Origin of the sequence: Pigmentiphaga sp. NML080357 (genome assembly GCF_002188465.1) — a bacterium.
Classification (GTDB): domain Bacteria; phylum Pseudomonadota; class Gammaproteobacteria; order Burkholderiales; family Burkholderiaceae_B; genus Pigmentiphaga.
In genome coordinates this window covers 22,512-46,646 of the sequence record NZ_NINW01000025.1, presented here as the reverse complement: position 1 = coordinate 46,646, position 24,135 = coordinate 22,512, and the positions used below count along the sequence as shown (strand labels likewise).

Annotated in this window: 24 protein-coding genes; 15 read left to right on the top strand and 9 right to left on the bottom strand. The window is 67.1% G+C overall.

The window, feature by feature from the left end; genetic code table 11:
- The first annotated feature begins 62 nt into the window (after positions 1-62).
- The 9 genes from gspE (at position 63) to CDO44_RS09095 (ending at position 8,183) form a co-directional block, all read left to right on the top strand.
- On the top strand, positions 63-1,487 hold the full coding sequence (gene gspE, locus CDO44_RS09135) for a type II secretion system ATPase GspE (protein WP_087779927.1): 1,425 nt from the start codon (positions 63-65) through the stop codon (positions 1,485-1,487).
- 8 nt (positions 1,488-1,495) lie between these two features.
- On the top strand, positions 1,496-2,710 hold the full coding sequence (gene gspF, locus CDO44_RS09130; protein WP_087779926.1) for a type II secretion system inner membrane protein GspF: 1,215 nt from the start codon (positions 1,496-1,498) through the stop codon (positions 2,708-2,710).
- 43 nt (positions 2,711-2,753) lie between these two features.
- A complete protein-coding gene (locus CDO44_RS09125; protein ID WP_087779925.1) occupies positions 2,754-3,290 on the top strand; it encodes a MarR family winged helix-turn-helix transcriptional regulator in 537 nt (178 codons plus the stop codon).
- Positions 3,291-3,449: 159 nt separating this feature from the next.
- A complete protein-coding gene (locus CDO44_RS09120) occupies positions 3,450-4,406 on the top strand; it encodes a fumarylacetoacetate hydrolase family protein (protein ID WP_087779924.1) in 957 nt (318 codons plus the stop codon).
- A gap of 38 nt (positions 4,407-4,444) precedes the next feature.
- Positions 4,445-4,975 carry a VOC family protein gene (locus CDO44_RS09115; RefSeq protein WP_087779923.1) on the top strand — a complete coding sequence of 177 codons (531 nt, stop codon included), beginning with the start codon at positions 4,445-4,447 and terminating at the stop codon, positions 4,973-4,975.
- A gap of 46 nt (positions 4,976-5,021) precedes the next feature.
- A complete protein-coding gene (locus CDO44_RS09110; RefSeq protein ID WP_233146099.1) occupies positions 5,022-6,083 on the top strand; it encodes an amidohydrolase family protein in 1,062 nt (353 codons plus the stop codon).
- Position 6,084: 1 nt separating this feature from the next.
- Complete coding sequence (locus CDO44_RS09105) at positions 6,085-7,047, top strand: tripartite tricarboxylate transporter substrate binding protein (protein ID WP_158213236.1); 963 nt, start codon at positions 6,085-6,087, stop codon at positions 7,045-7,047.
- Between the two features lie 210 nt (positions 7,048-7,257).
- Positions 7,258-7,740, top strand: coding sequence for a glutathione peroxidase (locus CDO44_RS09100; RefSeq protein ID WP_087779921.1), 483 nt, complete (start codon positions 7,258-7,260; stop codon positions 7,738-7,740).
- 65 nt (positions 7,741-7,805) lie between these two features.
- Complete coding sequence (locus CDO44_RS09095; RefSeq protein WP_087779920.1) at positions 7,806-8,183, top strand: RidA family protein; 378 nt, start codon at positions 7,806-7,808, stop codon at positions 8,181-8,183.
- Between the two features lie 6 nt (positions 8,184-8,189).
- Here the strand turns inward: CDO44_RS09095 and CDO44_RS09090 are convergent, their stop codons facing one another.
- Positions 8,190-8,663, bottom strand: a complete 474-nt coding sequence (locus CDO44_RS09090; protein WP_087780103.1) for an Lrp/AsnC family transcriptional regulator — start codon at positions 8,661-8,663, stop codon at positions 8,190-8,192.
- A gap of 161 nt (positions 8,664-8,824) precedes the next feature.
- Between CDO44_RS09090 and kynB the strand changes: the two genes are divergently transcribed.
- The 3 genes from kynB (at position 8,825) to CDO44_RS09075 (ending at position 11,683) form a co-directional block, all read left to right on the top strand.
- A complete protein-coding gene (kynB, locus tag CDO44_RS09085; RefSeq protein WP_198951335.1) occupies positions 8,825-9,451 on the top strand; it encodes an arylformamidase in 627 nt (208 codons plus the stop codon).
- A 46-nt stretch (positions 9,452-9,497) separates the two neighbouring features.
- The gene (gene kynA / locus CDO44_RS09080) at positions 9,498-10,352 is read left to right on the top strand and encodes a tryptophan 2,3-dioxygenase (protein WP_087779918.1); all 855 of its coding nucleotides are present in this window, start codon (positions 9,498-9,500) and stop codon (positions 10,350-10,352) included.
- A gap of 140 nt (positions 10,353-10,492) precedes the next feature.
- Positions 10,493-11,683 (top strand): amino acid aminotransferase, encoded by a 1,191-nt coding sequence (locus CDO44_RS09075; protein WP_087779917.1) that lies wholly within the window; start codon positions 10,493-10,495, stop codon positions 11,681-11,683.
- Between the two features lie 24 nt (positions 11,684-11,707).
- Here CDO44_RS09075 and CDO44_RS09070 read toward each other — a convergent pair whose 3' ends face one another.
- Genes CDO44_RS09070 through CDO44_RS09055 form a run of 4 tightly spaced genes read right to left on the bottom strand, consistent with a single transcriptional unit; the run spans position 11,708 to position 16,116 of the window.
- On the bottom strand, positions 11,708-11,974 hold the full coding sequence (locus tag CDO44_RS09070) for a tripartite tricarboxylate transporter substrate-binding protein (RefSeq protein WP_087779916.1): 267 nt from the start codon (positions 11,972-11,974) through the stop codon (positions 11,708-11,710).
- On the bottom strand, positions 11,965-13,284 hold the full coding sequence (locus tag CDO44_RS09065) for an NAD(P)/FAD-dependent oxidoreductase (protein ID WP_087779915.1): 1,320 nt from the start codon (positions 13,282-13,284) through the stop codon (positions 11,965-11,967). The genes CDO44_RS09070 and CDO44_RS09065 overlap by 10 nt, the downstream gene beginning before the upstream one ends.
- Positions 13,281-14,933, bottom strand: coding sequence for a thiamine pyrophosphate-dependent enzyme (locus CDO44_RS09060; RefSeq protein ID WP_158213235.1), 1,653 nt, complete (start codon positions 14,931-14,933; stop codon positions 13,281-13,283). Before CDO44_RS09060 ends, CDO44_RS09065 begins: the two co-directional genes overlap by 4 nt.
- Before the next feature lie 46 nt (positions 14,934-14,979).
- Positions 14,980-16,116 carry a porin gene (locus tag CDO44_RS09055; protein WP_087779913.1) on the bottom strand — a complete coding sequence of 379 codons (1,137 nt, stop codon included), beginning with the start codon at positions 16,114-16,116 and terminating at the stop codon, positions 14,980-14,982.
- Positions 16,117-16,513: 397 nt separating this feature from the next.
- Here CDO44_RS09055 and CDO44_RS09050 point away from each other — a divergent pair, with 397 nt between their 5' ends.
- The 3 genes from CDO44_RS09050 to CDO44_RS09040 are packed head-to-tail and all read left to right on the top strand — an operon-like array spanning position 16,514 to position 19,225.
- Complete coding sequence (locus CDO44_RS09050; RefSeq protein WP_087779912.1) at positions 16,514-17,503, top strand: ABC transporter substrate-binding protein; 990 nt, start codon at positions 16,514-16,516, stop codon at positions 17,501-17,503.
- Between the two features lie 29 nt (positions 17,504-17,532).
- The gene (locus tag CDO44_RS09045; protein ID WP_087780102.1) at positions 17,533-18,309 is read left to right on the top strand and encodes an ABC transporter ATP-binding protein; all 777 of its coding nucleotides are present in this window, start codon (positions 17,533-17,535) and stop codon (positions 18,307-18,309) included.
- A gap of 4 nt (positions 18,310-18,313) precedes the next feature.
- Positions 18,314-19,225, top strand: a complete 912-nt coding sequence (locus CDO44_RS09040) for an ABC transporter permease (RefSeq protein ID WP_087779911.1) — start codon at positions 18,314-18,316, stop codon at positions 19,223-19,225.
- 712 nt (positions 19,226-19,937) lie between these two features.
- Here the strand turns inward: CDO44_RS09040 and CDO44_RS09035 are convergent.
- From CDO44_RS09035 to CDO44_RS09020, 4 genes are read right to left on the bottom strand one after another with little or no spacing between them, the layout of a single operon-like run.
- A complete protein-coding gene (locus CDO44_RS09035) occupies positions 19,938-21,269 on the bottom strand; it encodes a UbiD family decarboxylase (RefSeq protein WP_087779910.1) in 1,332 nt (443 codons plus the stop codon).
- A 25-nt stretch (positions 21,270-21,294) separates the two neighbouring features.
- Complete coding sequence (locus CDO44_RS09030) at positions 21,295-22,584, bottom strand: TRAP transporter large permease (protein WP_087779909.1); 1,290 nt, start codon at positions 22,582-22,584, stop codon at positions 21,295-21,297.
- A gap of 8 nt (positions 22,585-22,592) precedes the next feature.
- Complete coding sequence (locus CDO44_RS09025; protein ID WP_087779908.1) at positions 22,593-23,120, bottom strand: TRAP transporter small permease subunit; 528 nt, start codon at positions 23,118-23,120, stop codon at positions 22,593-22,595.
- Entirely contained in the window at positions 23,117-24,121 is a 1,005-nt protein-coding gene (locus CDO44_RS09020; RefSeq protein WP_087779907.1) for a TRAP transporter substrate-binding protein, read from the bottom strand. The genes CDO44_RS09025 and CDO44_RS09020 overlap by 4 nt, the downstream gene beginning before the upstream one ends.
- Positions 24,122-24,135: the final 14 nt, after the last annotated feature.

Here is a 24,135-nt window from a genome sequence, read left to right as displayed (position 1 = left end):
GCGGCGCCCTGGGTCTAGTGCCGTCATCTTGCGGGGCGCGCGGCAGCGCGTAGGGGGGGGCTATGAATCCTCTACCTTATTCCTGGGCCCGGGCGCAGCGGGCGCTGCTCAGCATGCGGCCCGAGGGCAATCTGCTGACGGTCAGCCCGCGCACGCCCGCATGGGCCATCGCCGAGATCCAGCGGCGCCACGGCTCGGTGCGGATCACGCGGATTTCCGACGCCGAGCTGGAAACCCGGCTGACCGCCGCGTACGCCGACACCGGAGATGCCGCGGCGGTGGTGGGGGCCGCCGAGAACGAGATCGACCTCGCGCGGCTGATGCAGGACATCCCCGAAGTGGAAGACCTGCTCGAGACGCAGGATGACGCACCCGTGATCCGGATGATCAACGCGCTGTTCACCCAGGCTGCGCGCGACGGGGCGAGCGACATCCACATCGAGCCCTTCGAGACCCATTCGGTGGTGCGCTACCGCGTGGACGGGACGCTGCGCGACGTGGTAAGCCCGCGCAAGGCGCTGCACGCGGCGCTGATTTCCCGCATCAAGATCATGGCCAACCTCGACATCTCGGAAAAGCGCCTGCCGCAGGACGGCCGCATCGCGCTGCGCGTGGGCGGCCGGCCGATCGACGTGCGGGTGTCGACGCTGCCCACCGGCCACGGCGAGCGCGCGGTGCTGCGCCTGCTAGACAAGGAGGCGGGCCGGCTCGAGCTGTCGCGCCTGGGCATGGACGCCGGGCTGCTCGCGCAACTGGACCGGCTCATCCACCAGCCTCACGGCATCGTCCTGGTGACGGGCCCCACCGGCAGCGGCAAGACCACCACGCTGTATGCCGCCCTGGGACGGCTGGATGCCTCGACCACCAATATCCTGACGGTGGAAGACCCGATCGAATACGACCTGCCCGGCATCAGCCAGACCCAGGTCAACGCCAAGATCAACATGAGCTTTGCGCTCGCACTGCGCGCCATCCTTCGGCAGGATCCCGATGTGATCATGATCGGCGAGATCCGCGACCTCGAAACGGCGCAGATCGCGGTCCAGGCCTCGCTGACCGGCCACCTGGTGCTGGCCACGCTGCACACCAACGATTCCGTGTCGGCCGTGACCCGTCTCACCGACATGGGCGTGGAGCCCTTCCTGCTGTCGTCCTCGCTGCTGGGCGTGCTGGCGCAGCGCCTGGTCCGGCGCCTGTGCCCCGATTGCAAGCAGCCGCATACCGAACCGGACGGGCGCACCGTGTACCGGCCGGTGGGTTGCGCCAACTGCAGCCATACCGGCTACCTCGGCCGTACCGGCATCCATGAACTCTATACGGTGGACGACGCGCAACGGCAATTGATCCACGAGGGCGCGGGAGAACAGGAACTGCGCAACGCCGCCCAAGCCGCCGGCATGCGTACCATGCGGCAGGACGGCGAGCGCTGGATCGCCTCCGGCGAGACCTCGCCGGAGGAAGTCATACGCGTGACCAGGGATGTATAGGAACTGACATGCCTTCGTATCGCTTCGAAGCTGCCGATGCCCTGGGCAAGCTCGACCGCGGGCTGATCGATGCCGACAGTCCGCGCGCGGCGCGCGCGCAGTTGCGTGCGCGGGGGCTGACGCCGCTCGCGGTGGAAGAGGCCGGCGCGCAGCGCAGCGGCGGCGGATCGCGGGCATGGTTCGGCGCCCGGATGTCCGACGCCGAGCTGGCCTGGGCCACGCGCCAGCTCGCCAGCCTGCTCGCGGCGCGCCTGCCGCTGGACGCGGCGCTGACCGCCACCGCGGAACAGGCGGAGAAAAAGCACATCGCCGAGGTCCTGACCAGCGTGCGGGCCGATGTACGGGCGGGCCACCGCCTGGCCGATGCGCTGGCGACGCGGCCGCGCGATTTTCCCGAGATCTATCGCGCGCTGGTCGCGGCGGGAGAAGAGTCCGGCGACCTCGCCCACGTCATGGAGAAGCTGGCGGACTACATCGAGGAACGCAATGCGCTGCGCACCAAGGTCCTGACCGCCTTCATCTACCCGGCCGTGGTGGCCCTGGTGTCGGTGGGCATCGTCATCTTCCTGCTGGGCTACGTCGTGCCCCAGGTGGTCAGCGCCTTTTCCCAGGCCAGGCAGGAACTGCCGATGCTGACGCGCGTCATGCTGGGCCTGAGCGACTTCGTCCGCAGTTGGGGATGGCTGGTCGCGATCGTCTTTGCCGCCGCCCTCACCGGCTGGCGCATGATGCTGCGCCAGCCGGCCACGCGACTGGCATGGCACACAAGGCTGTTGAAGATGCCGCTTGCCGGCCGTTTCATCCTCGGGCTGGATGCCGCCCGGTTCGCCTCCACCCTCGCGATCCTCACCGGCAGCGGCGTGCCGCTGCTGCGCGCGCTTGACGCGTCCCGCCAGACACTGGGCAACGACCGGCTGCGCGCCAGCGTGGACGATGCGACCTCGCGCGTGCGCGAAGGAGTATCGCTCGCCTCCGCCCTGCAGGTGCAGAAAACCTTCCCACCGCTGCTCGTGCACCTGATCGCCAGCGGCGAGAAGACAGGTACCCTGCCCGAACTGCTCGAGCGCGCCGCGCAGACGCTGTCGCGCGAGGTCGAGCGGCGCGCCATGGCGTTGACGGCGCTGCTGGAACCGCTGATGATTCTTCTGATGGGGGGTTTCGTGCTGTTGATCGTCCTGGCCGTGCTGATGCCCATCATCGAAATCAACCAGCTCGTGCGCTAGGCGCTTCCCCGGGAAGCCCAGCGCGCGCAAGCATCATCGACTCATGGCAAAAAAAGACAGCCGTTCCAACGACCACCTCGAAAACTCGTTGGGATACCTGCTGCACCGCGCCGCGCACATCATCGAGGCCACTTTCAGCGACGAGCTGAAGGTGGACGACATTTCCCTTTCCCTCTGGCGGGTCCTTGCCACGCTGAACGATCGCGACCATCAGTCGCTGAGCGAGCTCGCCAGCCATACCGGGGCGGAGCTGTCGTATCTGTCGCGGACCGTGGCGCTCGCCGAAGAACGCGGATTCGTCGTCCGCACTGCGCAACCCGGCGACAAGCGCGCCACGAGTGTGGCCATCACGCCTGCCGGCCGGGCCATCGTCCGCAAGTTCTCGCCGTTGACGCGCACGCTGCAGCGGAAATGGCTGACCGGCATTCCGGACGCCGACGTGGAAACCACATTTCGCACGCTGCGCGCCGTCTACCAGAACGCGCTCGCGGGCGCTTCGCCCTCGGCCGCAGTGAATCGCAAGATCACGGTGGCCCGTCGGGTCAGCAAGCGCGCAACGCTCAAGACCGAACCGCGCTGACGATACATCCCGGGGGAATTCCCTAGGGCTCTTGCCGGCCCGAAAAGGTTGTTTAAACTACCATTTAATGCTCCAATGATTTCCGCACGTTGAAAGCCTTCTCGCGCCTGGAGCGGTTTCCGGCGGCGATCCCGATACCCTTTTTCCCTGCGAGGCCCCATGAAGCTGGTCACGATCGACGCAATCCCCGGAGGAACGGCCGGCGCCATGGTGGCATCCGGCGAGATTCTGCACCTGGGCCGCGCCGCCGCTTCCGGCACAATCGAAGCCTGGCTGCCGCCGACCGTGCGCGGCATCCTCCTCGCCGGCCCTGAAGGGCTGGAGGTTGCGCATCGCCTGGTCCGGCGAGTGGAAAACATGGACGCGAACGGGCAGGAGCGATTGCGACGCCTCGGCGCCCTGACCCGCCTCGACGCGACACCACTGCTGGCCCCCGTTCCCGACCCTCGATTGATTCTCGCGGCCGGGCGCGCCTATCGCTCCCACGTCCAGGAGATGGGCGGAGGTTCGCCGCCGCATCCGACCGCTTTCCTCAAGAGTCCCGACAGCGTGACGGGCCCCGGTGCGCGCATTCCCGTTTCGGCCCGCACAGCGCAGGTCGACTACGAAGGAGAACTGGCCGTGGTCTTCGGACGCACGTGCCATGGCGTGGCGCCAGAGCAAGCCCTCGACCATGTCGCCGGCTACACGATTGCCAACGACGTCTCGGCCCGCGACTGGATGCCGGGCGTGCTTGCCGCGTGCACGGCCGCCGAAGGGCGGCAGAGCTGGGAAACCAACATCATGGGCAAGCAGTTTCCGGGCTTCACCCCGATGGGACCGGTGCTGGCCACGCGCGACGAAGTTCCCGATCCTTCGTCGCTGCAACTCGTCACCCGGCTGAATGGGCGCGTCATGCAATCGGCAAGTGTGGGCGATCTCATTCACGGTATCGCCGACACGATTGCGCATTTTTCGCAGTGGTACCGGTTCCAGCCCGGCGACATTCTCCTGACCGGCACGCCAGCGGGCGTCGGCTTCGGCCGGGATCCGCAAGTCTTCATGCGGCCGGGCGATACGGTCGAGGTCGAAATCGGCGGCATCGGCGTATTGAGCAACGACATCGCGCCGGCTTGATAGCGGGACGCCACCACGAACGAAGAGGGAGACCCTCCATGCATCCACGCATCGACCATGCCGCCTTCGCCCCGCCCAACGATGGCGCGATCGTCCACCCCTACGTGCTCTCGCACGGGACGCTCGAGTGCTACGACATAGAGAAATCGCGGCGCTTCTACGAAGAATTCCTGGGACTGGAATGCGTGCACCATGCCGTGCGCGGACTCTCCATCCGTTGCGGCATGAAGTTCCACATCGTCTGCCTGGAGGTGGGCGAGCGCCTGAGGCCTGCAAACGTGTTCCAGCATTGGGGCCTGGACGTGGCCACGCCCGGCGAGGTGGAAGCCGCCTGGGAAGCCGCCCGCTCGCTACAGGCGGAATACGAAATCCGGCAGGTCCTGTCGATCAGGAACCAGCACGGCGTGTACTCGTTCTACCTCGAAGATCTCGACCACAACTGGTGGGAGATCCAGCATTACGACGGCTTCCAGCACGACGACGTCTTCCGCGCAGGGGATCGCCACACCATGGACGAACGCCCCTCGCAGCGGGGCCGCGGCAATGTCCGGGCCGCCCGCACGGATTGACCGCGCGTTCCGCTCATCCAAACCACAAGAAACAAAGGAGACACCGATGGACGACCTGCCCATCCTCGACGCATACACCCATCTCATGCCCGCGGCCTACCTGGAGCAGGTCGCCCGGCTCTCGACCAATCGCGACATCGCCAAGCGCCTCGGTACAGTGCCGATGCTCTACGATGTTCCGCTCCGGATCGAAATGATGAAGCGCTTCGGCAACTACCAGCAGGTGATTTCGCTATCCCAGCCTTCGGCCGACAACGTAGTGGGTCCGGACGAGTCGCCGGCCCTGGCCCGGCTGGGCAACGATGGGCTGGCCGAACTCGTGGACCGCCATCCCCGGTACTTTCCGGCCTTCGTGGCCAGCCTGCCCTTGAACAATATCGAAGCGGCGCTCGAGGAATTCGACCGCGCGGTGCTGAAACTCGGCGCCGCCGGCATACAGATAGAAAGCAATGTGCAGGGTGTGGCGCTGGACCATCCCCGCTTCCTGCCTCTGTTCGAGCGGGCTGTGTTCCACGACGTGCCCATCTGGCTGCACCCGCATCGCGGCAGCCGCTTCGCCGACTATCCGACGGAAGACAAGTCGCGTTTCGAGATATGGCAGGTCCTCGGCTGGCCCTACGAAACCAGCGCGGCAATGGCGCGCCTGGTGTTCTCCGGACTGTTGAAGCGCCTGCCCGGCCTGAAGATCATCACTCACCACCTGGGCGGGATGATTCCCTACTTCGAGGGCCGCATCGGCACCCTGTGGGACCAGATCGGCGTGCGCACGGCCGATGAAGACCTCGGCTACATCAAGGACATGCTGGGCACCCGCCCCGTCGACTGCTTCCGCCAGTTCTACGGCGACACGGCCGTGGGCGGATCGGCGTCGGCCATCCGCTGCGGTCTCGACTTCTTCGGTGGCGATCAGGTCCTGTTCGCAAGCGACTGCCCCTTCGATCCGGAAGGAGGACCAGGCTTCATCCGCGACACACTGCGGGCTATCCGAAGCCTGGCGCTGCCCCCCGACATCCATCGCAAGATCTGCTACGACAACATGGCGGGACTGATCGGCCTCGCGCCGCAGCCGGATGGCGAACGCGCGGCGGCCAGCACGGAGGAGGCCTGACATGAAGAACTTCCTGGCACTGTGCACCGCGGCGCTCGCCGCCATCACGGGAACCGTTTGCGCGCAGCCGTTTCCCTCGCGGCCGATCACCATCGTCGTTCCCTACACGCCCGGGGCCGGGGGCGATCTCATCGCCCGGAAACTGGCGCCGGAGATGGCGCGGTCCCTGGGCCAGCCAGTCGTGGTCGAGAATCGCGTCGGCGCCAGCGGCACCATCGGCACCGCTGGAGTCGCCAAGGCGCCCGCCGACGGACACACCCTGCTGTCGACCGCCGACACCATCACGATGCTCCCGTATCTGTACAAGCACGTCACGTTCTCGCCATCGAAAGATTTCGCACCGATTGCCATGGTAGCCAACGGCACGTGGGCGCTTGCCGTCACGCCGTCGCTGCCCGCCAACTCCCTCGCCGACCTCGTCGAGCTGGCCAAGACTCGCCCCGGGGGCTTGTCCTACGCCTCCCCAGGGCTTGGGACACCTCACTATTTCCTGATGGAACTGTTCAAGCAGACCGCCAAGATCGACATGCTGCACGTGCCGTACAAGGGCATGTCGGGCCTGGTCACCGACCTGATCGGCGGGCAGGTGCAGGTCGCGCTGCTGTCCTTGAACGTGGCGCTGCCCCATGTCACGGCGGGCAAGTTGCGGCTGGTCGCCGTCATTGCCGACCGCCGCTCGCCGCTGGCTCCCTCCATTCCCACGCTGCAGGAAGTGGGGTACGCCAACTTCCCGTTCGCGCCCTGGATCGGCCTGCTTGCGCCGGCGGGCACGCCGCGCCCGGTGGTCGAGCGGTTGCATCGTGCCATCGGGCAGGCACTCGCATCCAGCGACGTCCGTGACGCACTGCGCCAGCAAGGCCTGGAAGTGGCCCTCGGTTCCCCCGACGAACTGGGGACGCGCATCCGCGCCGACATGGAACGGTGGAAAACTCTGGTCGAGCGCTCCGGCGTCGAACCCGAATAAGCGGCACCGGCACAGCCGCGCCAGCCTTCCCCACTCCGCGGCCGTGTGCGCCGCGGAGTTGACGACGCGCCGGGAAGCGCTGATGATCCGCCTGACGGGTACGGGCGCCTTGCCTGACATGGCCTCGCGCCTCCCGGATATCGCCCGTGCGCCGGCGGCCCCATGCATCGCCCCCCTGGCCGCGGCACCCCATCCAGCCCAGGAGCCGCCATGACGACCGTCTACGATTTTTCCGCCAGCGACATCGAAGGCAAGGAAGTCTCGCTCGACCACTATCGCGGCAAGGTGCTGCTGATCGTGAACGTCGCGTCCCAATGCGGCTTCACGCCCCAGTACGCGGGACTGGAAGCGCTGTACCGCTCGTACCGCGACCGCGGCCTGGAAGTGCTGGGCTTCCCGTGCGACCAGTTCGGCCACCAGGAACCGGGCAGCAACGAGACGATCCGCAACTTCTGCAAACTCAACTACGACGTCACCTTCCCGATGTTCGCCAAGATCGACGTCAATGGCGAGTCGGCCCACCCGCTCTACCGCTGGCTGAAGAACGCCAAGCCCGGCGTGCTCGGCACCGAGGCCATCAAGTGGAACTTCACCAAGTTCCTGGTGGACCGCTCGGGCGAGCCCGTCGCGCGCTACGCGCCTACCGACAAGCCGGAGTCGATCAAGCCGGACATCGAGGCGGCGCTGGGCTAGCGCCCTGTGCAATCTCGCGATTTCATGGGAGCATCTGCGCTTTCCGTCAGAAAGCGAGCAACAGCATGAAAGAAGTCATCGACGTCGGCCTGCCCGATGTGGGCCAGCCTTTTTCCTGGGCGGTGCGCAGCGGCGGGATCCTGTTCACCTCGCAAGGTCCGGTGCGCAAGGACGGCAGCATCGACACCGGCCCGATCGAGGACCAGGCCCGCCTGACCTTCCGCAACCTGCAATCGGCGGTCGAGGCCGCGGGCGGCACGCTGGACGACGTCACGCAGGTGCTGATCTACATGACCGACGTCAACGACATGAAGGCCATCGACGCGGTCTACCGCGAGTTCTTCACCGCGCCCTACCCCAGCCGCTCCAGCGCGGCCGTCGCCGCCCTGGTCGTGCCGGGCATGAAGGTGGAGATCGTGGCGTTCGGGGTGGTCAACAAGTAGCCCGTTTCACTCCGGGTCCAGCACGTCGAAGGGCGAGGCCGAGCGCTTGATGTAGCCCAGCACGATGTTGGACTCGATGTCGCGCACGCCGGGCGCGCGGTACAGCCGATTGACGATGAAGTCGGAGTAGTGGCTGACGTCCCGCGCCCTGACCACCAGCATGTAGTTGGCCCCGCCCGTGACGATGCGGGCGGACAGCACTTCCGGCCAGTCCTTGATGGCGGCCACGAAGGCTTCGTGCCACCCCTCCACCTCGTGGCGCATGGACACGTGCACCACGGCCTCGACTTCCAGGCCCAGCTTGGCGTAGTCCAGCACGCAGCTGTAGCCCTGGATGATGCCCGCTTCCTCCAGCAGTTTCACGCGCCGCAGGCACGCCGATGGCGACAGCGAGACCTTGGCCGCCAGGTCCTGGTTGCTGATGCGGCCGTCGCGCTGCAGGCACTCGACGATGCGCATGTCGAGACGGTCCAATTTTATTCGCATTAGATTTCAACTTTCTTTTTGAATTTCGAATTTTATTCGAATTCAGCCTTGCACGGGCGTCGAAAATGCCAGCACATTCGACGGCCGCTTCGATAAGATTCCGCTTGAACACACGGCGTCGCGGCCCGCGCACGCCGCCCCCTAGCCGCGACGCCATGCCCCTGATAGACATCAGCCCCCCGCTTTCCCCCGCGACCCCGGTCTGGCCGGGCGACACCCCGTTCCAGCAAGCCGAGGTCTGGCGCATGGAAGGCGCCTGTCCCGTCAACGTCGGGCGCGTGACACTGTCGCCCCACACCGGCGCCCATGCCGACGCGCCGCTGCACTACGCACGCGACGGCGTACCCATCGGCGCCGTGCCACTCGACACCTACCTCGGCCCCGCCCGCGTCATCCACTGCCTGGATGCCGGTCCGCGGGTGGAACCGCGCCATATCGAACACGCCCTGGCGGACCTGCCGCCGCGCGTGCTCCTGCGCACCTATGCCCGCAATCCGGTCGAGCACTGGGACAGCGGCTTTTGCGCGATCGCGCCTGCCGCCATCGCGCTCCTGGCGCGGCATGGCGTGCGGCTGGTCGGCATCGACACGCCCTCGATCGACCCGCAGGAATCCAAGACCATGGACGCGCACCGCGCGGTGCATGCCGCGGGCATGGCCATCCTCGAGGGCCTGGTGCTAGACCAGGCGCCCGAGGGCGACTACGAATTGATTGCCCTGCCGCTGCGCTTCGCCACGCTGGACGCGAGTCCCGTGCGCGCGGTGCTGCGGCCGCTGCGCTGACCACCCCGCTTCCGTTTCAACGACCCATCGTCCAGGACGTTCCTCCATGACTGCCTCCCGGCAAGACACCGACGCATCCCCCGCCTCGTGGCACAACGCGCAGATGGACTTCTCCAAGTCCATGAGCTATGGCGATTACCTCGGCCTAGACCAGCTGCTGGGCGCCCAGCATCCGCTGTCGCCCGACCACAACGAGATGCTGTTCATCATCCAGCACCAGACCAGCGAACTTTGGATGAAGCTGATGCTGCACGAGCTGTTCGCGGCCCGCGCGTGTATCCAGCGCAGCGAGGTGGAGCCGGCCCTGAAGATGCTGGCGCGCGTCTCGCGCATCATGGAGCAGCTGGTCCATGCCTGGACGGTGCTGTCGACGATGACGCCGTCGGAATACAGCAAGTTCCGCCATTACCTGGGCAGCTCGTCCGGCTTCCAGTCGTTCCAGTACCGGCAGATCGAGTTCGTGCTGGGCAACAAGAATGCCGCGATGGTGGCGCCGCATGCGCATCACCCCGAGCGCAAGGCACTGGTGGAAGCGGCGCTGGAAGCCCCCTCGCTGTACGACGAGGCGCTGATGCTGATGGCGCGGCGCGGCTTCGCCATCGCGCCGGAGCGCCTCGCGCGGGACTGGACCCTGCCCACGCAATACGACGCCTCGGTCGAGGCGGCCTGGCTGAAGGTCTACGCCGATCCGGATGCCTGCTGGGATCTGTATGCGCTGGCGGAGAAACTCGTGGACCTGGAGGACGCCTTCCGCCAATGGCGCTTCCGCCACGTGACGACGGTGGAGCGCGTGATCGGCTTCAAGCGCGGGACCGGCGGCACGGCCGGGGTCAGCTACCTGCGCAAGATGCTGGAGGTCGTGCTGTTCCCAGAGCTCTGGCAGATGAGAACGAATTTGTAACCCCCCCTACGCGCTGACGCGCGCCCCCCAGGGGGCGGCACTGGCGGACCGGCGGAGCCGGATCCGCTGTGCCCTGGGTAGAGCGGCGCTTGAAAGGCGCCGCTCTATAATCGATCGATAGTTCCAAGGAAAATTGTTCCATGTTCGAGCACGTTCCCCGCTATGCCGGCGATCCCATCTTGTCGCTGGTGCAGACTTTCCTGAAAGATCCCCGCGAGCACAAAGTCAATCTCAGCATCGGCTTCTACTACGACAGCGAAGGCAAGGTGCCCGTGCTCGGCAGCGTGAGCCAGGCCCGCGACCGCATCGACACCTCGGTGCCCGCGGTCTACCTGCCGATGGAAGGCGATGCCCAGTACCGCAAGGCGATCCAGGAAACCGTGCTGGGCGCCGGCCACCGCGCCGTGGCCGAGGGCCGGGTGGCGACCATCCATACCCTGGGCGGCTCGGGTGCGCTCAAGGTGGGTGCCGATTTCCTGAAGGCGCATTTCCCGGGCAGCGAGATCTGGATCAGCGATCCCACCTGGGAGAACCACTACAACATCCTGGGCGGCGCGGGTTTCCCCATGCATGCCTTCCCGTACTACGACGCGGCCACCAACGGCATCCGCTTCGACGAGATGCTGGCCACGTTCGAAACGCTGCCCGAGCGCAGCATCGTGCTGCTCCAGCCCTGCTGCCATAACCCGACGGGTATCGACCCGTCGCGCGAGCAGTGGCTCAAGATCATCGACGTGCTGGTCGCCCGCAACGCCATCCCGTTCTTCGACATGGCCTACCAGGGCTTCGGCGATGGGCTGGAAGAGGATGCCTGGGTCGTGCGCGAAGTGGCCAACCGCGGCATCGCCATGCTGGTGGGCAACTCGTTCTCGAAGAACATGTCGCTGTACGGCGAACGCGTGGGCGGACTCTCGGTGGTCTGCCCCACCGCCGACGAGGCGAGCCGCGTGCTGGGCCAACTCCAGGCCACGGTGCGCAAGAACTACTCCAGCCCCGCGCTGTTCGGCAGCCGGGTGGTCAGCACCCTGCTGAACGACCCTGCGCTGCGCGAGGAATGGAAGGGCGAAGTGGCGCAGATGCGCACGCGCATCCATACCATGCGCAAGGGCCTGCGCGACCGACTGCACGCCCTGCGTCCGGACCTGGACGTGGATTACTTCGTCAACCAGCGCGGCATGTTCAGCTACACCGGACTGAACCCGGCGCAGGTCGATCGGCTGCGCGACGAGTTCGGCGTCTACCTGATCCAGTCCGGCCGCATGTGCGTGGCCGGACTGTTCGAGGCCAACCTGGACTACGTGGCCGCGTCCATGGCCAAAGTGCTGGCCTGAACCGGGCCGAAGCCGGCATCCGGCTCAATCGAGCCGGATGTTCGCCTTGTCGATCACCTGGCGATACAGGCCGCGCTCTTCCTTGACCTGCCCTGCCAACGCCGCGGCATCGACAGCGGGCACGTCGAACCCGCGCTCGTTCAGTTGCCTGACGAAAGCCGGATCGCGCAGGATGTGGTTCAGGTGCGCATCCAGTCTGGCCCTGGCCTGGGTATCCATGCCCGCGGGCGCAAGCAGGCCAACCCAGCTGTCCACCGCCGCCAGTGCCGGATAGCCGCGCCTTATCGCCAATGCCGCGCGATGGCGGCCGCCGCCTCGGCGCCGCTGCGGCAGGCGCCATTCACCAGCGATTGCGCCAGGTAGTCGCCACAGTAATAGACGCCGCGACGCTCGGCGCCCTGCCAGGCCAGGAACCGCGCGACCTTGCGGCCATATCCCGGATAGAAGACGGGCAGCTTGCAAGCGATCCACTGGTTGTATCGGTAGACCAGGCGCCGATCGAAACCCGGTATGCGGGCGCGTATCTCGGCGCGCAAGAGACAGTCGACATCGTCGGTGCAACCCTGCTCCTGGGCCTCCCGCACGGCTTCCGGCGTCAACTGGCAATAGAGGATGGACTTGGCCTCGCCGGCATCGGCGGGCGCCGCCATCTGCTGCCAGGTCGCGATGCGGGTCGACCGGCTGCGCAGCGAGAACTCGAGGGCGGGCGCAAGCTCGCCGCGCAGCGCATAGTGGACGATACCCAGGCTGTTGTAGCGCACGGCGTCCAGCAGCGCGCGCTCCTCGTCCGATTGCCCGGAAACCAGCTTTCCCGCGTATTGCCCTTGGGTCGCGCAGACGACGATATCCGCCGCGGCCTCGAATTCGCCGGCGCCCTGGCGATACCTGACGACGGAAGCCGCCGAGGCCGCGCGCATGATGCCGGTCACCCGAGCTCCGTACTCGATGGCGAGCTTCTCGGCCAGCGCGGCGGTCAGCCGTCCCATGCCTCCCCGCGGCACGTGGACCGTATCGAGGCCCAACAGGCTGGGGGTGGTGCTCAGGTAGAACGAGGCGGAGATGTCCTCCGGATTCCAGCTGCGCGTCCCCCGGAACACGGGCTCGACCAGGCGCTCCAGCACGCGCCGACCGGCCACCTTCCGGATGTAGTCCGCAAGCGTTACGTCGTCATAGGCCAGCGCCGACGCCGCATGATCGGGATCGGTGCGTCCGCGCAGCCAGGCCAGGTGCAGCCCCGAGCGCAGCAGCCCCGCCCGGTCGCGCCACCCCAGTCCGGGCGTGCGCAGTGCCGCGAAGCCCGGCATCAGGTCTATCCGGTATGTCGCGTCGTCCGTGCGGCAATCCGCACCGAGATTCCTGAGCGGGACCAGGGTATCGCGCAAGCCCAGCTCGTCGATCAGGGCCTGCAGTTCACTGCCGAAGGGATAGAGCAGCCGGGCGCCCGTGTTGTACGGAATCGGCCCCGCCCGACCCTGCGCCACACGCCCGCCGGGCTGGTCGTCCGCCTCGAGCACCTTTACCTGGAAGCCCCGCTGCTGCAGGCGGAAAGCGGCGGTCAGGCCGGCAATGCCGGCGCCCACGACGATGACGGACCGGCTCATTGCGGCTTCCCCACGGTGGCGGGCAGGACCAGTTCCAGCAGGGACGGCCCCGCCGCATCCAGCGCCCGCTCGAGCGCCGGCAGGAAGGCGCCGGTCTCTTCGATGCGCTCGGCATGCGCGCCGAACGCCCGCGCATAGTCGGCGAAGGACGGGTTGTGCAGGTCGGTCCCCACCGCGCGGCCGAACAGCCGCAACTGGCTGCCGCGTATGGCGCCGTACCCCCCGTTGTTCACGACGACGATCACGATCCGCAGGCCGTGCTGCACGGCAGTGGCCAGCTCCTCGGCATGCATGAGGAAACAGCCGTCGCCGGCCACCGCCACCACGGGGCGCGCGGCATCGGCCAGGGCCGCGCCGATGGCCGCCGGCAATCCGTACCCCATCGCGCCGCTCTTCGGTCCGAGCATGCGCCCTCCGCGCCGCAAGGCGAAGTAGCGATGCAGCCAGACGGCATAGGCGCCGGCGCCCACCGTCACCACGGCCTGCGCCGGCAGCCGTTCGCGCAATTGCTCGAACACCTTGCGCAGATCGATCGGAGCGTCGCAGGCGCCGCTGCCCACGAAGCGCTCCCTGGCCGCGCGCATGCCCGCCAGCCAGCCCTCGTCCGGCCTGGCCTGCACGGGCAGGGCCTGCAGGGCGGCCGCGAATTCGCAGGGATCCGCCTGGATCGCCAGGTCGGCCTGGTACACCCGGTTCAATTCGCCGGCCTCGGCATGCACGTGCACCAGCGCCTGACGTGGCCGGGGCGCGTCGAGCAGCCTGAATCCCCCGAAGCCGCCGGCGCCGAACGTGTTGATCTCGCCCAGGCGCACGTTCACGGCCAGCACGAGATCCGCCTGGGCAATCCCTTCGGCCAGCACCGGATCGATGCCTATGCCGGTCTCGCCGGCGAAGTGGGGATCGGCATGATCGACCAGGTCGCCCCGCCGATAGGCCGTCGCCACCGGCCAGCCGCAACGGGCGGCAAACGCGGCCATCCGGTCGAGCGCCGCGGCGTCCCAGCCGCTGCCTCCCAGCAGCAGCAAGGGCTTGCGCGCACCGGCGCACAAGCCCTGCAGCCGGGCCATGTCGTCCGCCGGCGGCGCCGGGCGCACGGGCCGGGGGGCCTGAAGGTCCGCCACGCACGCGTTCTCGTGCATGACGTTCTCGGGCACCACCACGACGACCGGGCCTTGGCGGCCCGACATCGCCGCCTGCCACGCCCGGGCCAGGACTTCCGGCACCCGCGCCGCCTCCCCCACCTGCAGCACGCTCTTGACCACCGGCCGGAACACTTCGCCCAGGTCCGGTCCGCCCAGCGGGTCGCGTCCCGCCTGCCCGGCGGCGGCCTGGCCGACGATGAGGAGCAGGGGCGCGGCATCGGTCTCGGCCGTATGCAAGGCCAGCAGCGTATTGAGCGCCCCCGGCGCCCTGGCAGCCAGGCACACCCCCGGCTGGCCCGTCACCTGGCCCAGCGCCTGGGCGGCATAGGCCATGCCTCCTTCGTGGCGGAAGCTGGTGAGCCGGATGTCGGCATGGCGCGCCGCGAGGGCATCGACCATCTCGAGGATGCCTTCGCCGGGTATGTGGAAGACGTGGCGCACGCCAAAGCCATGGAGTGTGTCGGTCAGGATGTCGGCGCCGGTGCGGGAGGAAGTCGGAAGGGTCATGAGCGGAAAAGCGCCCGCGAGGCGGGCGCACTGCGGCGGGACGGGTTCAGAACAAGTGGAAGATGCCAGCCAGCAGCATCGTCTGGTTGCGGGTGCTCGAAGCGCCCGAGGTGCTGCCGAACAGGATGTAGGCATTCTCGGCGTCGCCGGCGGCGCGCTGGTGGATCGCCGCCAGTTGCAGGATGGTGCGCTTGGAGAGGAAGTAGTTGGTCATCAGGTTGATCTGGTGATACTTGGGCTCGAAACCGGTCGCGTCGACCTTGCCGAAGGTATAGGTATAGCCCGCGCCGAGCTGCCAGCTGGGATTGACGGAATAGGTAAGGTTCACGTCGACGTTCTGGTATTTGACGTCGGTCGCGGGCAGGCCCGCCACCGTCCCGCCCATCCGGTCGAAGCGGCTCTGGGTATAGGCGGCAGCGTACTTGAAATCGCCCGCCTGGTATTCGGCCGCGACGCCGAAGGTAGTCATCGACTGCGGGCTGATGGTGGCGGCGCTGCGCTGCGAGCTGGGAGTCAGGGCGGGGAACAGGATGGTGTTCCAGTTGCCTTCGGAGACGGCGCTGGCCGGGTTGTTGACCCGCATGTAGGCCGCGGCGGCCGAGAAGTCGCCGGACTTGTACTTCAGGCCCATGCTGTGGGCGCTGTTCTGCTTGCCCGAACCGGCCACTTCCCCGAAGCTGTAGACGGCGCCGGCCTGGAAGCCGTTGATCACGGGCGACACGTACTTCACCGAGTTGTTCAGCCGGAACTGGAAGTTCAGGTTGTCGACATCGCCCGGATGCGCCATGTATCCGTTCCACTTGCCGGTGGGCACATAGGGAGCGAGGAACGAGGCCACCATGTCGTACTGGCGCCCGAAGGTCACCGTACCGAGCGCGTTGTCGTTCAGCCCCACGTAAGCCTGGCGGCCGAACAGCCGGCCGCCCTGGCGCGAGGTGCCCGTGCTCATGTCGAAGCCGCTCTCCAGCGTGAACAATGCCGAGCGGCCGGAGCCCAGGTCCTCGGTCCCCCGCGCCCCCCAGCGCGAAGGGCCCGTCGCCAGGCCCGTCACGCTATGGCCGGCGCTGTTGTTCACATAGCGCAGGCCGCTATACAGGAAACCGTAAAGCGTCACGTTGGACTGCGCATGCGCAATCCCTGCCCATGCGACCGCCGCGGCCGCCCCGACCAACCATTTCTTCATGCTTTTCTCCGCGCCAAGCGGCCCCGTGTTCTCGATGAATTGAAGGAGAGGTTCTTGCGAACCGCCGGAAGGCGCACAGACTCGCCTTCCCGCCGGGCAGACTATGGAGGTTGCACCGGCCGAACAAGAGCGCGGGCGCACACGGTGCGGATTTCCTAGCATTCCGGGTTGCATCGCCACAATTTGCCGCGCGGGCGCGGCCCGCCGCCGGGCCGGGCCATGCGTCGCATGCGCCATCTAGGAAATGAGCAAGAACATCTAGGCGATCGGGACTCGTCCCTTTACGCATGGGGACGGCACGTTGTTCGATGCTAAAAATTCGCCATTCCAAGGCTCTCTTCCCTCAACAGCGCCCGTGCCGGCGACCGCCGCGGGGGCCTCCACCGAGTCCATCGCCATGCTCCAACACCGCCTCTTTTCCCCGCGCGCCGCCGTCCTCCACGCGGCCGCGGCAGCCATGCTCGCCTGCTCCTGCGCAGCCATGTCGGAAACCGTGATCGGCATCGCCAACCTCGGTCCCCACCCGTCCATCGCGCAAACCATCGAGGGCTTCAAGGAAGAGATGGCCAAGCGCGGCTACGTGGAAGGCAAGAACGCCATCTACGTCTATAGCGACGCGAACTTCACCCAGGCGCTGATGCCCCAGATGTTCACGCAGATATCGTCGCGGTCGCCCGACCTGATCCTGACCATCACCACTTCGGTTTCGCAGACGGCGCTCTCGGCGGTGGCAAACCGCAAGACGCCCATGGTGTTCGCCATGGTGACCGATCCCGTCAAGGCAGGCCTGGTGCCGAACTGGCAGCAAGGCGGGACGCGCTTTACCGGCGCCTCGGACATGCAGGACTTCGATGCCGCGCTCGCCTTCGGCAAGAAACTCTTTCCTAAGGCCACGTCGTTCGGCACGCTCTACAACCCCGGCGAGGTCAACGACGTGGTCACCACCCAGAAACTGGAAGAGGCGGCCAAGCGCGCGGGCTTGAAGTTCGTGCCGGTCAGCGTCGATGCCGTGGGCGACATTCCGCAGCGCGCGCAGCTGCTACGAGGCGTGGGTTTTGCCTACATCACCGGCTCGAACCTGGTGCAGTCGGCCATCCCCGCCGTGGCGGCCGCGGCCAAGCAGCTCAAGTTCCCGATCCTGAGCTCGGAAACCGAATTCGTGAAAAGCGGCATGGCCGCCGCCAACTACGCCGTGTCGCTGAAATCGATAGGCACCAACGCGGCCGTGCTGGCCGACCGCGTGCTCAAGGGCACGCCCACCTCGCAGCTTCCTGCCGCGCGTCCCGGACCGGACGACTACGTGGTCACCATCAACAAGGCCAAGTTCAAGGAACTGGGCCTTGCCATCCCCGCTTCGTTCGACAACTGCGCATGCTTCGTCGAATGAACGTGCTTCCGTACCAGGGCTTCATCCCCATGCTAAACGTCCATCAACTGCAGAAAATCTTCCATGCGGGTACGCCGGACGAGCGCGTCGCCATCGACGGCGTCTCGCTCACGCTGCAGCGCGGCGACTTCGCCGTCGTGGTCGGCGGCAACGGCGCCGGCAAATCGACACTGCTGAACATGCTCGCCGGCGAGGTCCTGCCGGACGCGGGCTTCATCCGCATCGACGACCAGGAAATCACGCGCCTGCCCACCTACAAGCGGGCGAAGTACATTTCCCGCGTGTTCCAGGATCCCTCGGTGGGCACCGCGGCGGCGCTGAGCATCGAGGAGAACCTCGCCGTCGCCGCGCGCCGCGGCGCCAAGCGCACCTTCGGCCGCGGCCTGACCACGGCGATGATGGCCGAGTTCCGCGCGCGGCTGGAGACCTTCGGCCTGGGCCTGGAAAACCGCATGAAAGCCCAGGCCGGCCTGCTCTCGGGCGGCCAGCGCCAGGCCCTGTCGCTGCTGATGGCGGTGCTGCGCGAACCGCAATTGCTGCTGCTGGACGAACATACCGCCGCGCTCGACCCGAAGACGGCCGAGAAAGTGATGCAGGTGACCTCGCGCGTGGTGGCCGAGACCGGGCTGACCACGCTCATGGTGACGCACAACATGAGCCATGCCATTACCTACGGCAACCGACTCATCATGATGCAGCAGGGCCGCATCATCGCCGACCTCACCGGCGAACAGAAACGCGGCATGACCGTCGAGCGCCTGGTGGCCGCGTTCGACGACGAATCCCATCTTCTCGCAGCGGCATAACCCTATGAATTTCCTATCGACGTTTCTGAACCTCGTTCCCATGGGGATGATGCAGGGCCTCATCTACGCCTTGATCGCCATCGCCGTGATGATTCCCTTCCGCATCCTGAGCTTTGCGGACATGACCGGCGAAGGCACGCTGGCCTTCGGCGCCTGCGTGACCGCCAAGTGCCTGGTGATCGGGCTCGAACCGGTCTCGGCGCTGCTGATCGGCGCACTCGCGGGTTTCCTCGGCGGCAGTGCCACTGCCTACATCCACGAGAAGGTCAAGATCAACACGCTGCTGTGCGGCATCCTGGTCCTGTCCATGCTGTACTCGATCGACATCCGCGTCATGGGCCAGCCCAATACGGCGCTGTTCAACTTCCCCAACCTGTTCGCCTACCTGCCCGGCGACGACGGCAGCCTGACCAACCGCATCGTGTTCCTGGCGGCGGTCGACGTCGTGCTCATCGGCCTGATTTTCTGGTTCCTTGGCACGCAGCACGGCATGGCCATGCGCGCGCTCGGCTCCAGCCAGGCCATGGCGCGGGCGCAGGGCATCAACGTGAAGGCCTATACGTTGGTTGGCCTTGGCCTGGCCAATCTCATCGCCGCGCTGGGCGGCGGGCTGCTGGCGCAGAACCAGGGCTTTGCCGACGTCAATATGGGATTCGGCACGCTCATCAATGGACTGGCGTCGCTGCTGCTGGGCGAGGCCATCATCGGCAACCGCACCATTTTCCGCCAGGTCGCGGCGCCGGTGCTCGGGTCGGTGGTGTATTTCCAGCTGATCTCGCTGGTCCTGGCCTTTGGTTTCCAGCCCTCGGACCTGAAGATGGTGACGGCCCTCTTCGTGCTCGTGACGCTGATCAGCCTGGTGCGGCGCAAGCCCGGGCGCAGCCCGTCGCGGGCGATTCGGGCCAGCAGCGCCTGATGAGATGCGGGGCGGCCGGCGCTTAGCTGAATCGACATTGATAGCATGCAGATGGCTTAGTCTTCAATTGCTGGAGAGTTGAGTTCTTGATCCGTCCTTGGCCGGTGGGGCGGGGCGGCCCGCTCTCGGGGCGCAGCGAAGCCGGTCCCGGCTCCGCCGGGACTTCCCGGAGTTGGCGCGGTCGGCGGGGCGGGCGTGAACTCGCGCGGGAACAGCCCCCCGGGCTGTTCCTACTGCCGCGCTCAGACATGCACGCCCTTGCTTCCCCGCCGACCGCGCCAACTCCGGCGGCTCCGAATGCGCCCCGAGAGCGGGCCGCCCCGCCCCACCGGCCAAGGACTACGGCGATGATCAGTGGCGATCGCAGGTCGGGATACGGCGAGAGGTCAAACCCAACTCAAAGAGACGGCAGTGCCGAAACCCATATTTGGCCAAGGCGCCTAACGGTGCAGGTCTTGTGCGGTGCGCCGGGGCCGGGCGGGCGGCGGGGCGCATTCGGAGCCGCCGGCGGGAACAGGGTCGGCGGGGAGGTAAGGGCGCAGCTGTTTGAGGACGGCAGTCGGGATAGCCCAGTGGGCTATCCCGGTCCGAGTTCTGCGCCCGCCCCGCCGGCCCTGTTCCCGCCGGGAAGTCCCGCGCAGCGGGACCGGCTTCGCTGCGCCCCACCGCCCGCCCGGCCCCGGCGCGCCGCACAAGACCGTGTGAAGAAAACCTAGAGCTGCTGGCCTGGCGCAAGATAATCGGCCAGGGCCATGCCGGCATCGTCGCCCGGAATGCGCTTGCGCTCGAACTCCGCCTCGCGCCCCCACGGCTTGGTCGCGTCCAACCCCAGCCTGCCCCAGTGATCCTTGTGCGGATCGCGATAGAAACCCGGAACATCCTTGATGACCATGGTGCGGGTGTCGGCCCTGCCGCGCGTCAGGAACGCCCAGACCACTTCCTCCATGTCGTAGATATCGACGTCCTCGTCCACCACCACGCACAGCTTGTTGTAGTCCAGGTGCGAGCCCATCGCGGCCAGCAGCACGTGCTGGGCGTGGCCTTCGTATTGCTTCCTGATCTTGACGATGGTGTTCATCACCGTCGGCCGGCACGTCACGTCGAGCACGCCGGCGACCTGGCCTTTCAGGTGCTTGTAGATGCGCGCGGCGGTGGCGGCTTCGAGCGGGCGCAGGTCTTCGTGCGAACCGCAGACCAGGCCGTGATAGACGGCATCGCGCCGCCAGGAGACGTGCGTGACCTCGAATACGTGGTTGTCGCCGACCTCCACGTAGTAGCCCATGAATTCGCCGAACGGGCCTTCCGGCCGCCGCACATGGGGCAGGATGCGTCCCTCGATGACGATCTCGGCATCGGCGGGTACCGACAGGCCGATGGTCTTGCACGGCCGCATGGCCAGCGGCTGGCCGCGCATGGCGGCCGCCAGCGCGAGCTCGTTGCCTTCGGGCGGCAGCGATACGCACGCCGCCATGAATACCTCTGGCGGGGCGCCGACCAGGATGGCGGCCTCGAGTGGCTTGTCCTGGGCTTCGGCGGCCTGCTGGTAGCGGTACAGGTCGTGCGAGCTGCCCAGGCGTATGCGCAGTTCGTCGTCCGACACATAGAGCGAGCGGTGGAACGACAGGTTGGGCACGCCGGTCTGGGGATCGTTGGCGACGAATATGCCGGAGGTGATGTAGGCGCCGCCGTCGCGGCCATGGTGCGTCAGCAGCGGCAGGTCGCTCAGCTTGCCGCTGCACCAGTCGTCCTCCGGCGCCTCGCGCTGCCAGGCCTTGGCGCCGGCGGCCTCCTGGATCTGTTCGTCGAGCCGCTCGCAGAAGTTCTTCTCGCCGCAGCGGATGATCTCGCACAAGCGGTCATGGTTGCTGTAGACGTTGATGGCGACGGGCATGCCGCTGCCCTTGACCTTGTTGAACAGCACGGCCTTGCCGGACTTGCGCTGCAGTTGCACCGCCACCGCGGCCAGCTCGTGGACGGGATCCACCTCGCGGTCGATGACGATCAGGTCGCCGCGCGCCTGGAGTTTGGAAAGGTAGTCTCTCATGGTTGGGAATCCAGAAGGCGGCCGGTCACTTCAGGTTGGGCAGCCACATGACGATTTGCGGGAAGGCGACGATCAGTCCGGTGAAAACCACCATCGCGATGAAGAAGGGGAAGGCAGCGCGCGCCACCTGCATGGCCGAGGTCTTGGTCAGGCCCTGGATCACGAACAGATTGAAGCCCACCGGCGGCGTCACCTGCGCCATCTCCACGGTCACCACCAGGAAGATGCCGAACCAGACCGCGTCGTAGCCCGCCGCGGTCACCAAGGGCAGCACGATGGGCAGGGTCATGACGATGGCCGAGATGCCGTCCAGGAAACATCCCAGCACCAGGTAAAGGCACAGTATCAGCACGATGAGCCCCACCGGCCCCAGGTGCAGCGGCTCGATCATTTGCGCGACCGCCTGCGGCACGCCCAGGTATCCCATCGCGGTGGAAAGAAAGCCGGCGCCCATGACGATGAGGCCGATCATGGACGAGGTGAATACCGTACCCATCATGGCCTGGCGCAGGGCGGCCAGGCTCAGATCGCGGGTGGCGGCGGCGATCGCCAGCGCACCCACCACGCCGACGGCGGCCGCTTCGTTGGGCGTGGCGATGCCGGTCATCATCGAGCCGATGATGGCGGCGATCAGCAGCAGGACGGGCAGCAGGTTCTTCAGCGCGGCGACGCGCTGGCCCCAGGAGTACGTCTCGCGCCCGGCCGGCACCAGGCCGGGGCGCAGCAGCACCAGCACCACGATAGTGGCGCTGAACATGGCGGCCAGCACCAGCCCCGGCACAATGCCCGCCAGGAACAGATCCAGCAGCGAGATCTGCGCCAGCACGCTGTAGACGATCATCACGATGGACGGGGGAATGAGAAAACCTATGGTGCCCGCGCCCGCCAGGGAACCCATGGCCAGCGAACCGGCATAGCCCCGGCGCGTCAGCTCGGGCAAGGTGATGCGGCCTATCGTTGCCGCCGTGGCGGCCGACGACCCCGATACCGCGGCGAACACGGTGCACGCCGCCACGTTGACGTGCGCCAGCCGGCCGGGCAGCCAGGTGGTCCAGGGAGCCAGCGCATCGAAGATCGCGGCCGCGATGCGGGTCCGGAACAGGATTTCGGCCATCAGCACGAACAGCGGCAAGGCCGACAGCTCCGCCACAGTGGCAGAGTTCCACGACAGTTGGCCCAGCAATACTTCCACGGGAGTGGACCGGAACAGCATCAGCCCGATCCCGCCCGTCGCCATGAGCCCCAGCCCCACCCAGACGCCCGCCCCCAGCAGGAGGATGAGCAGGCCGGCTACTACGAGAGCGATTTCTGTCATCGCAAGTTCTATTCCGTCGAGATGAGCGGGGCGTCGGCTGTACCCAGCTCGGCGGGCTCGTTGAGGATGACGCGCACCAGGCGCGCGGCGAACTGCAGCGCCAGGACGACGGCGCCCAGCGCGAACAGGGCCTGGAACGGCCACAGCAGGGAGTTGCTGGGCAGAAAGGAGCGGGTCTGGTCCACGTAGGACACATAGGCCAGGCGCACCAGCGCATAGGCGAAAAATCCGGCGACCAGCGCGGTAAAGGCGGTCGCGATGCCGTCGAGCAGACGGGCCCGGCCGGGCGCCAGCGCGTTCAGCGCCAGTTGCACCCGCACGTGGAAACCCGCGCGCAGCACGTACCCGCTGCCCGCCAGGAAGGAGATCGCCAGCAGGTAGCTGGCGTATTCCCACGCGAACTCCAGGCTCACGTCGAACAGCTTGCGCGAGAGGACTTCAGCCAGGATCAGCGCCAGCATGGCAGCGATGAGCCAGCACGCCAGCCGCGCGCCCCATAGCGACAATCGATCGATGCCGTCGAGCAGGGATCTCATCGGGAAGCGCCTGCCCGGTCGCGGTATTGCTTGAGCAGGGCCGGCACCGGCGGCGTGCGCTTGCCATAGGCGTCGACCATCTCGGCAGCCGCCTTTTTCAAGTCCGCGGTCACGGCGGCGGGCATGGGTTCGACCTGCATCCCGTGCTGGCGCAGCACTGCCACGGACTTGGCGTCGTCCTCCTGGCTCGCCTTCCAGAACGCGGGCTCGAGCTCGCGCGCGACTTTCTCGATGGCCGCGCGCTGCTCGGGCGCGAGCTTGTTCCAGGCCGCGAGGTTGATCGTGGCCACGTTGGACGACCACACGTGGTTGGTCTTGTATGCGTACTTCATGAACTCCCAGAAGCGGGAATCGACGGCCGTGCTGGCCGATGTGGTCACGCCATCGAGCCCGCCCGAAGCCAGCGCCGGCATCATGTCGGCGAACGTCATCTGCACGGGCGACATGCCCACGTGCTTGATCAGCTCGGACGTCACGCGGTCGGTCACCCGCACCTTGATGTTCTTGACGTCCGCGGTCGCCGCCACCGGCTTCTTGCTGAACAGATACTGTTCCGGCCACGGCGTCATGTACAGCCGCTTCTGCCCGAAGCGCGCCAGCAGCTTGTCGTACTCGGGCAGCATGATGTCGTGCAGCGCGCGCAGCTGGCCGTAGTCCGCCACGAGGTAGGGCTGGGCCTCGAGCGCGAACAGGGGGGCATCGCCGACTTGCTGCGGCGAGTTGAATTCGGCCATGGGCACGATGCCATCGCGCACGGCGCGCAAGGTCTCGGGCCCCTTGAGCCCCAGTACGCCGCCGGCGTGGACGGTGATTTTCACTTGTCCGCCGGTGGCTTTGTCCACGGCATCCGCGAAGGCCATGGCATTCTTGGTGTGGAAGTTGCCCGGCGGCCAGGCGATGGCCATGTCCAGCCGGGTTTGCGCCGCGGCGGTGCCGCCCAGCGCCAGTACCGCGGCGCCCAGCAGCGCGCGGAAACGAATGGAGACAGACTGTCGTTGCATGGTCGTGCCTTTCC

What these genes read in the sequence shown, in the direction of transcription:
- gspE (WP_087779927.1), top strand. Translation starts at nt 63, where the DNA reads ATGAATCCTCTACCTTATTCCTGGGCCCGGGCGCAGCGGGCGCTGCTC.
- gspF (WP_087779926.1), top strand. Translation starts at nt 1,496, where the DNA reads ATGCCTTCGTATCGCTTCGAAGCTGCCGATGCCCTGGGCAAGCTCGAC.
- CDO44_RS09125 (WP_087779925.1), top strand. Translation starts at nt 2,754, where the DNA reads ATGGCAAAAAAAGACAGCCGTTCCAACGACCACCTCGAAAACTCGTTG.
- CDO44_RS09120 (WP_087779924.1), top strand. Translation starts at nt 3,450, where the DNA reads ATGAAGCTGGTCACGATCGACGCAATCCCCGGAGGAACGGCCGGCGCC.
- CDO44_RS09115 (WP_087779923.1), top strand. Translation starts at nt 4,445, where the DNA reads ATGCATCCACGCATCGACCATGCCGCCTTCGCCCCGCCCAACGATGGC.
- CDO44_RS09110 (WP_233146099.1), top strand. Translation starts at nt 5,022, where the DNA reads ATGGACGACCTGCCCATCCTCGACGCATACACCCATCTCATGCCCGCG.
- CDO44_RS09105 (WP_158213236.1), top strand. Translation starts at nt 6,085, where the DNA reads ATGAAGAACTTCCTGGCACTGTGCACCGCGGCGCTCGCCGCCATCACG.
- CDO44_RS09100 (WP_087779921.1), top strand. Translation starts at nt 7,258, where the DNA reads ATGACGACCGTCTACGATTTTTCCGCCAGCGACATCGAAGGCAAGGAA.
- CDO44_RS09095 (WP_087779920.1), top strand. Translation starts at nt 7,806, where the DNA reads ATGAAAGAAGTCATCGACGTCGGCCTGCCCGATGTGGGCCAGCCTTTT.
- kynB (WP_198951335.1), top strand. Translation starts at nt 8,825, where the DNA reads ATGCCCCTGATAGACATCAGCCCCCCGCTTTCCCCCGCGACCCCGGTC.
- kynA (WP_087779918.1), top strand. Translation starts at nt 9,498, where the DNA reads ATGACTGCCTCCCGGCAAGACACCGACGCATCCCCCGCCTCGTGGCAC.
- CDO44_RS09075 (WP_087779917.1), top strand. Translation starts at nt 10,493, where the DNA reads ATGTTCGAGCACGTTCCCCGCTATGCCGGCGATCCCATCTTGTCGCTG.
- CDO44_RS09065 (WP_087779915.1), bottom strand. Translation starts at nt 13,284, where the DNA reads ATGAGCCGGTCCGTCATCGTCGTGGGCGCCGGCATTGCCGGCCTGACC.
- CDO44_RS09060 (WP_158213235.1), bottom strand. Translation starts at nt 14,933, where the DNA reads ATGACCCTTCCGACTTCCTCCCGCACCGGCGCCGACATCCTGACCGAC.
- CDO44_RS09055 (WP_087779913.1), bottom strand. Translation starts at nt 16,116, where the DNA reads ATGAAGAAATGGTTGGTCGGGGCGGCCGCGGCGGTCGCATGGGCAGGG.
- CDO44_RS09050 (WP_087779912.1), top strand. Translation starts at nt 16,514, where the DNA reads ATGCTCCAACACCGCCTCTTTTCCCCGCGCGCCGCCGTCCTCCACGCG.
- CDO44_RS09045 (WP_087780102.1), top strand. Translation starts at nt 17,533, where the DNA reads ATGCTAAACGTCCATCAACTGCAGAAAATCTTCCATGCGGGTACGCCG.
- CDO44_RS09040 (WP_087779911.1), top strand. Translation starts at nt 18,314, where the DNA reads ATGAATTTCCTATCGACGTTTCTGAACCTCGTTCCCATGGGGATGATG.
- CDO44_RS09035 (WP_087779910.1), bottom strand. Translation starts at nt 21,269, where the DNA reads ATGAGAGACTACCTTTCCAAACTCCAGGCGCGCGGCGACCTGATCGTC.
- CDO44_RS09030 (WP_087779909.1), bottom strand. Translation starts at nt 22,584, where the DNA reads ATGACAGAAATCGCTCTCGTAGTAGCCGGCCTGCTCATCCTCCTGCTG.
- CDO44_RS09025 (WP_087779908.1), bottom strand. Translation starts at nt 23,120, where the DNA reads ATGAGATCCCTGCTCGACGGCATCGATCGATTGTCGCTATGGGGCGCG.
- CDO44_RS09020 (WP_087779907.1), bottom strand. Translation starts at nt 24,121, where the DNA reads ATGCAACGACAGTCTGTCTCCATTCGTTTCCGCGCGCTGCTGGGCGCC.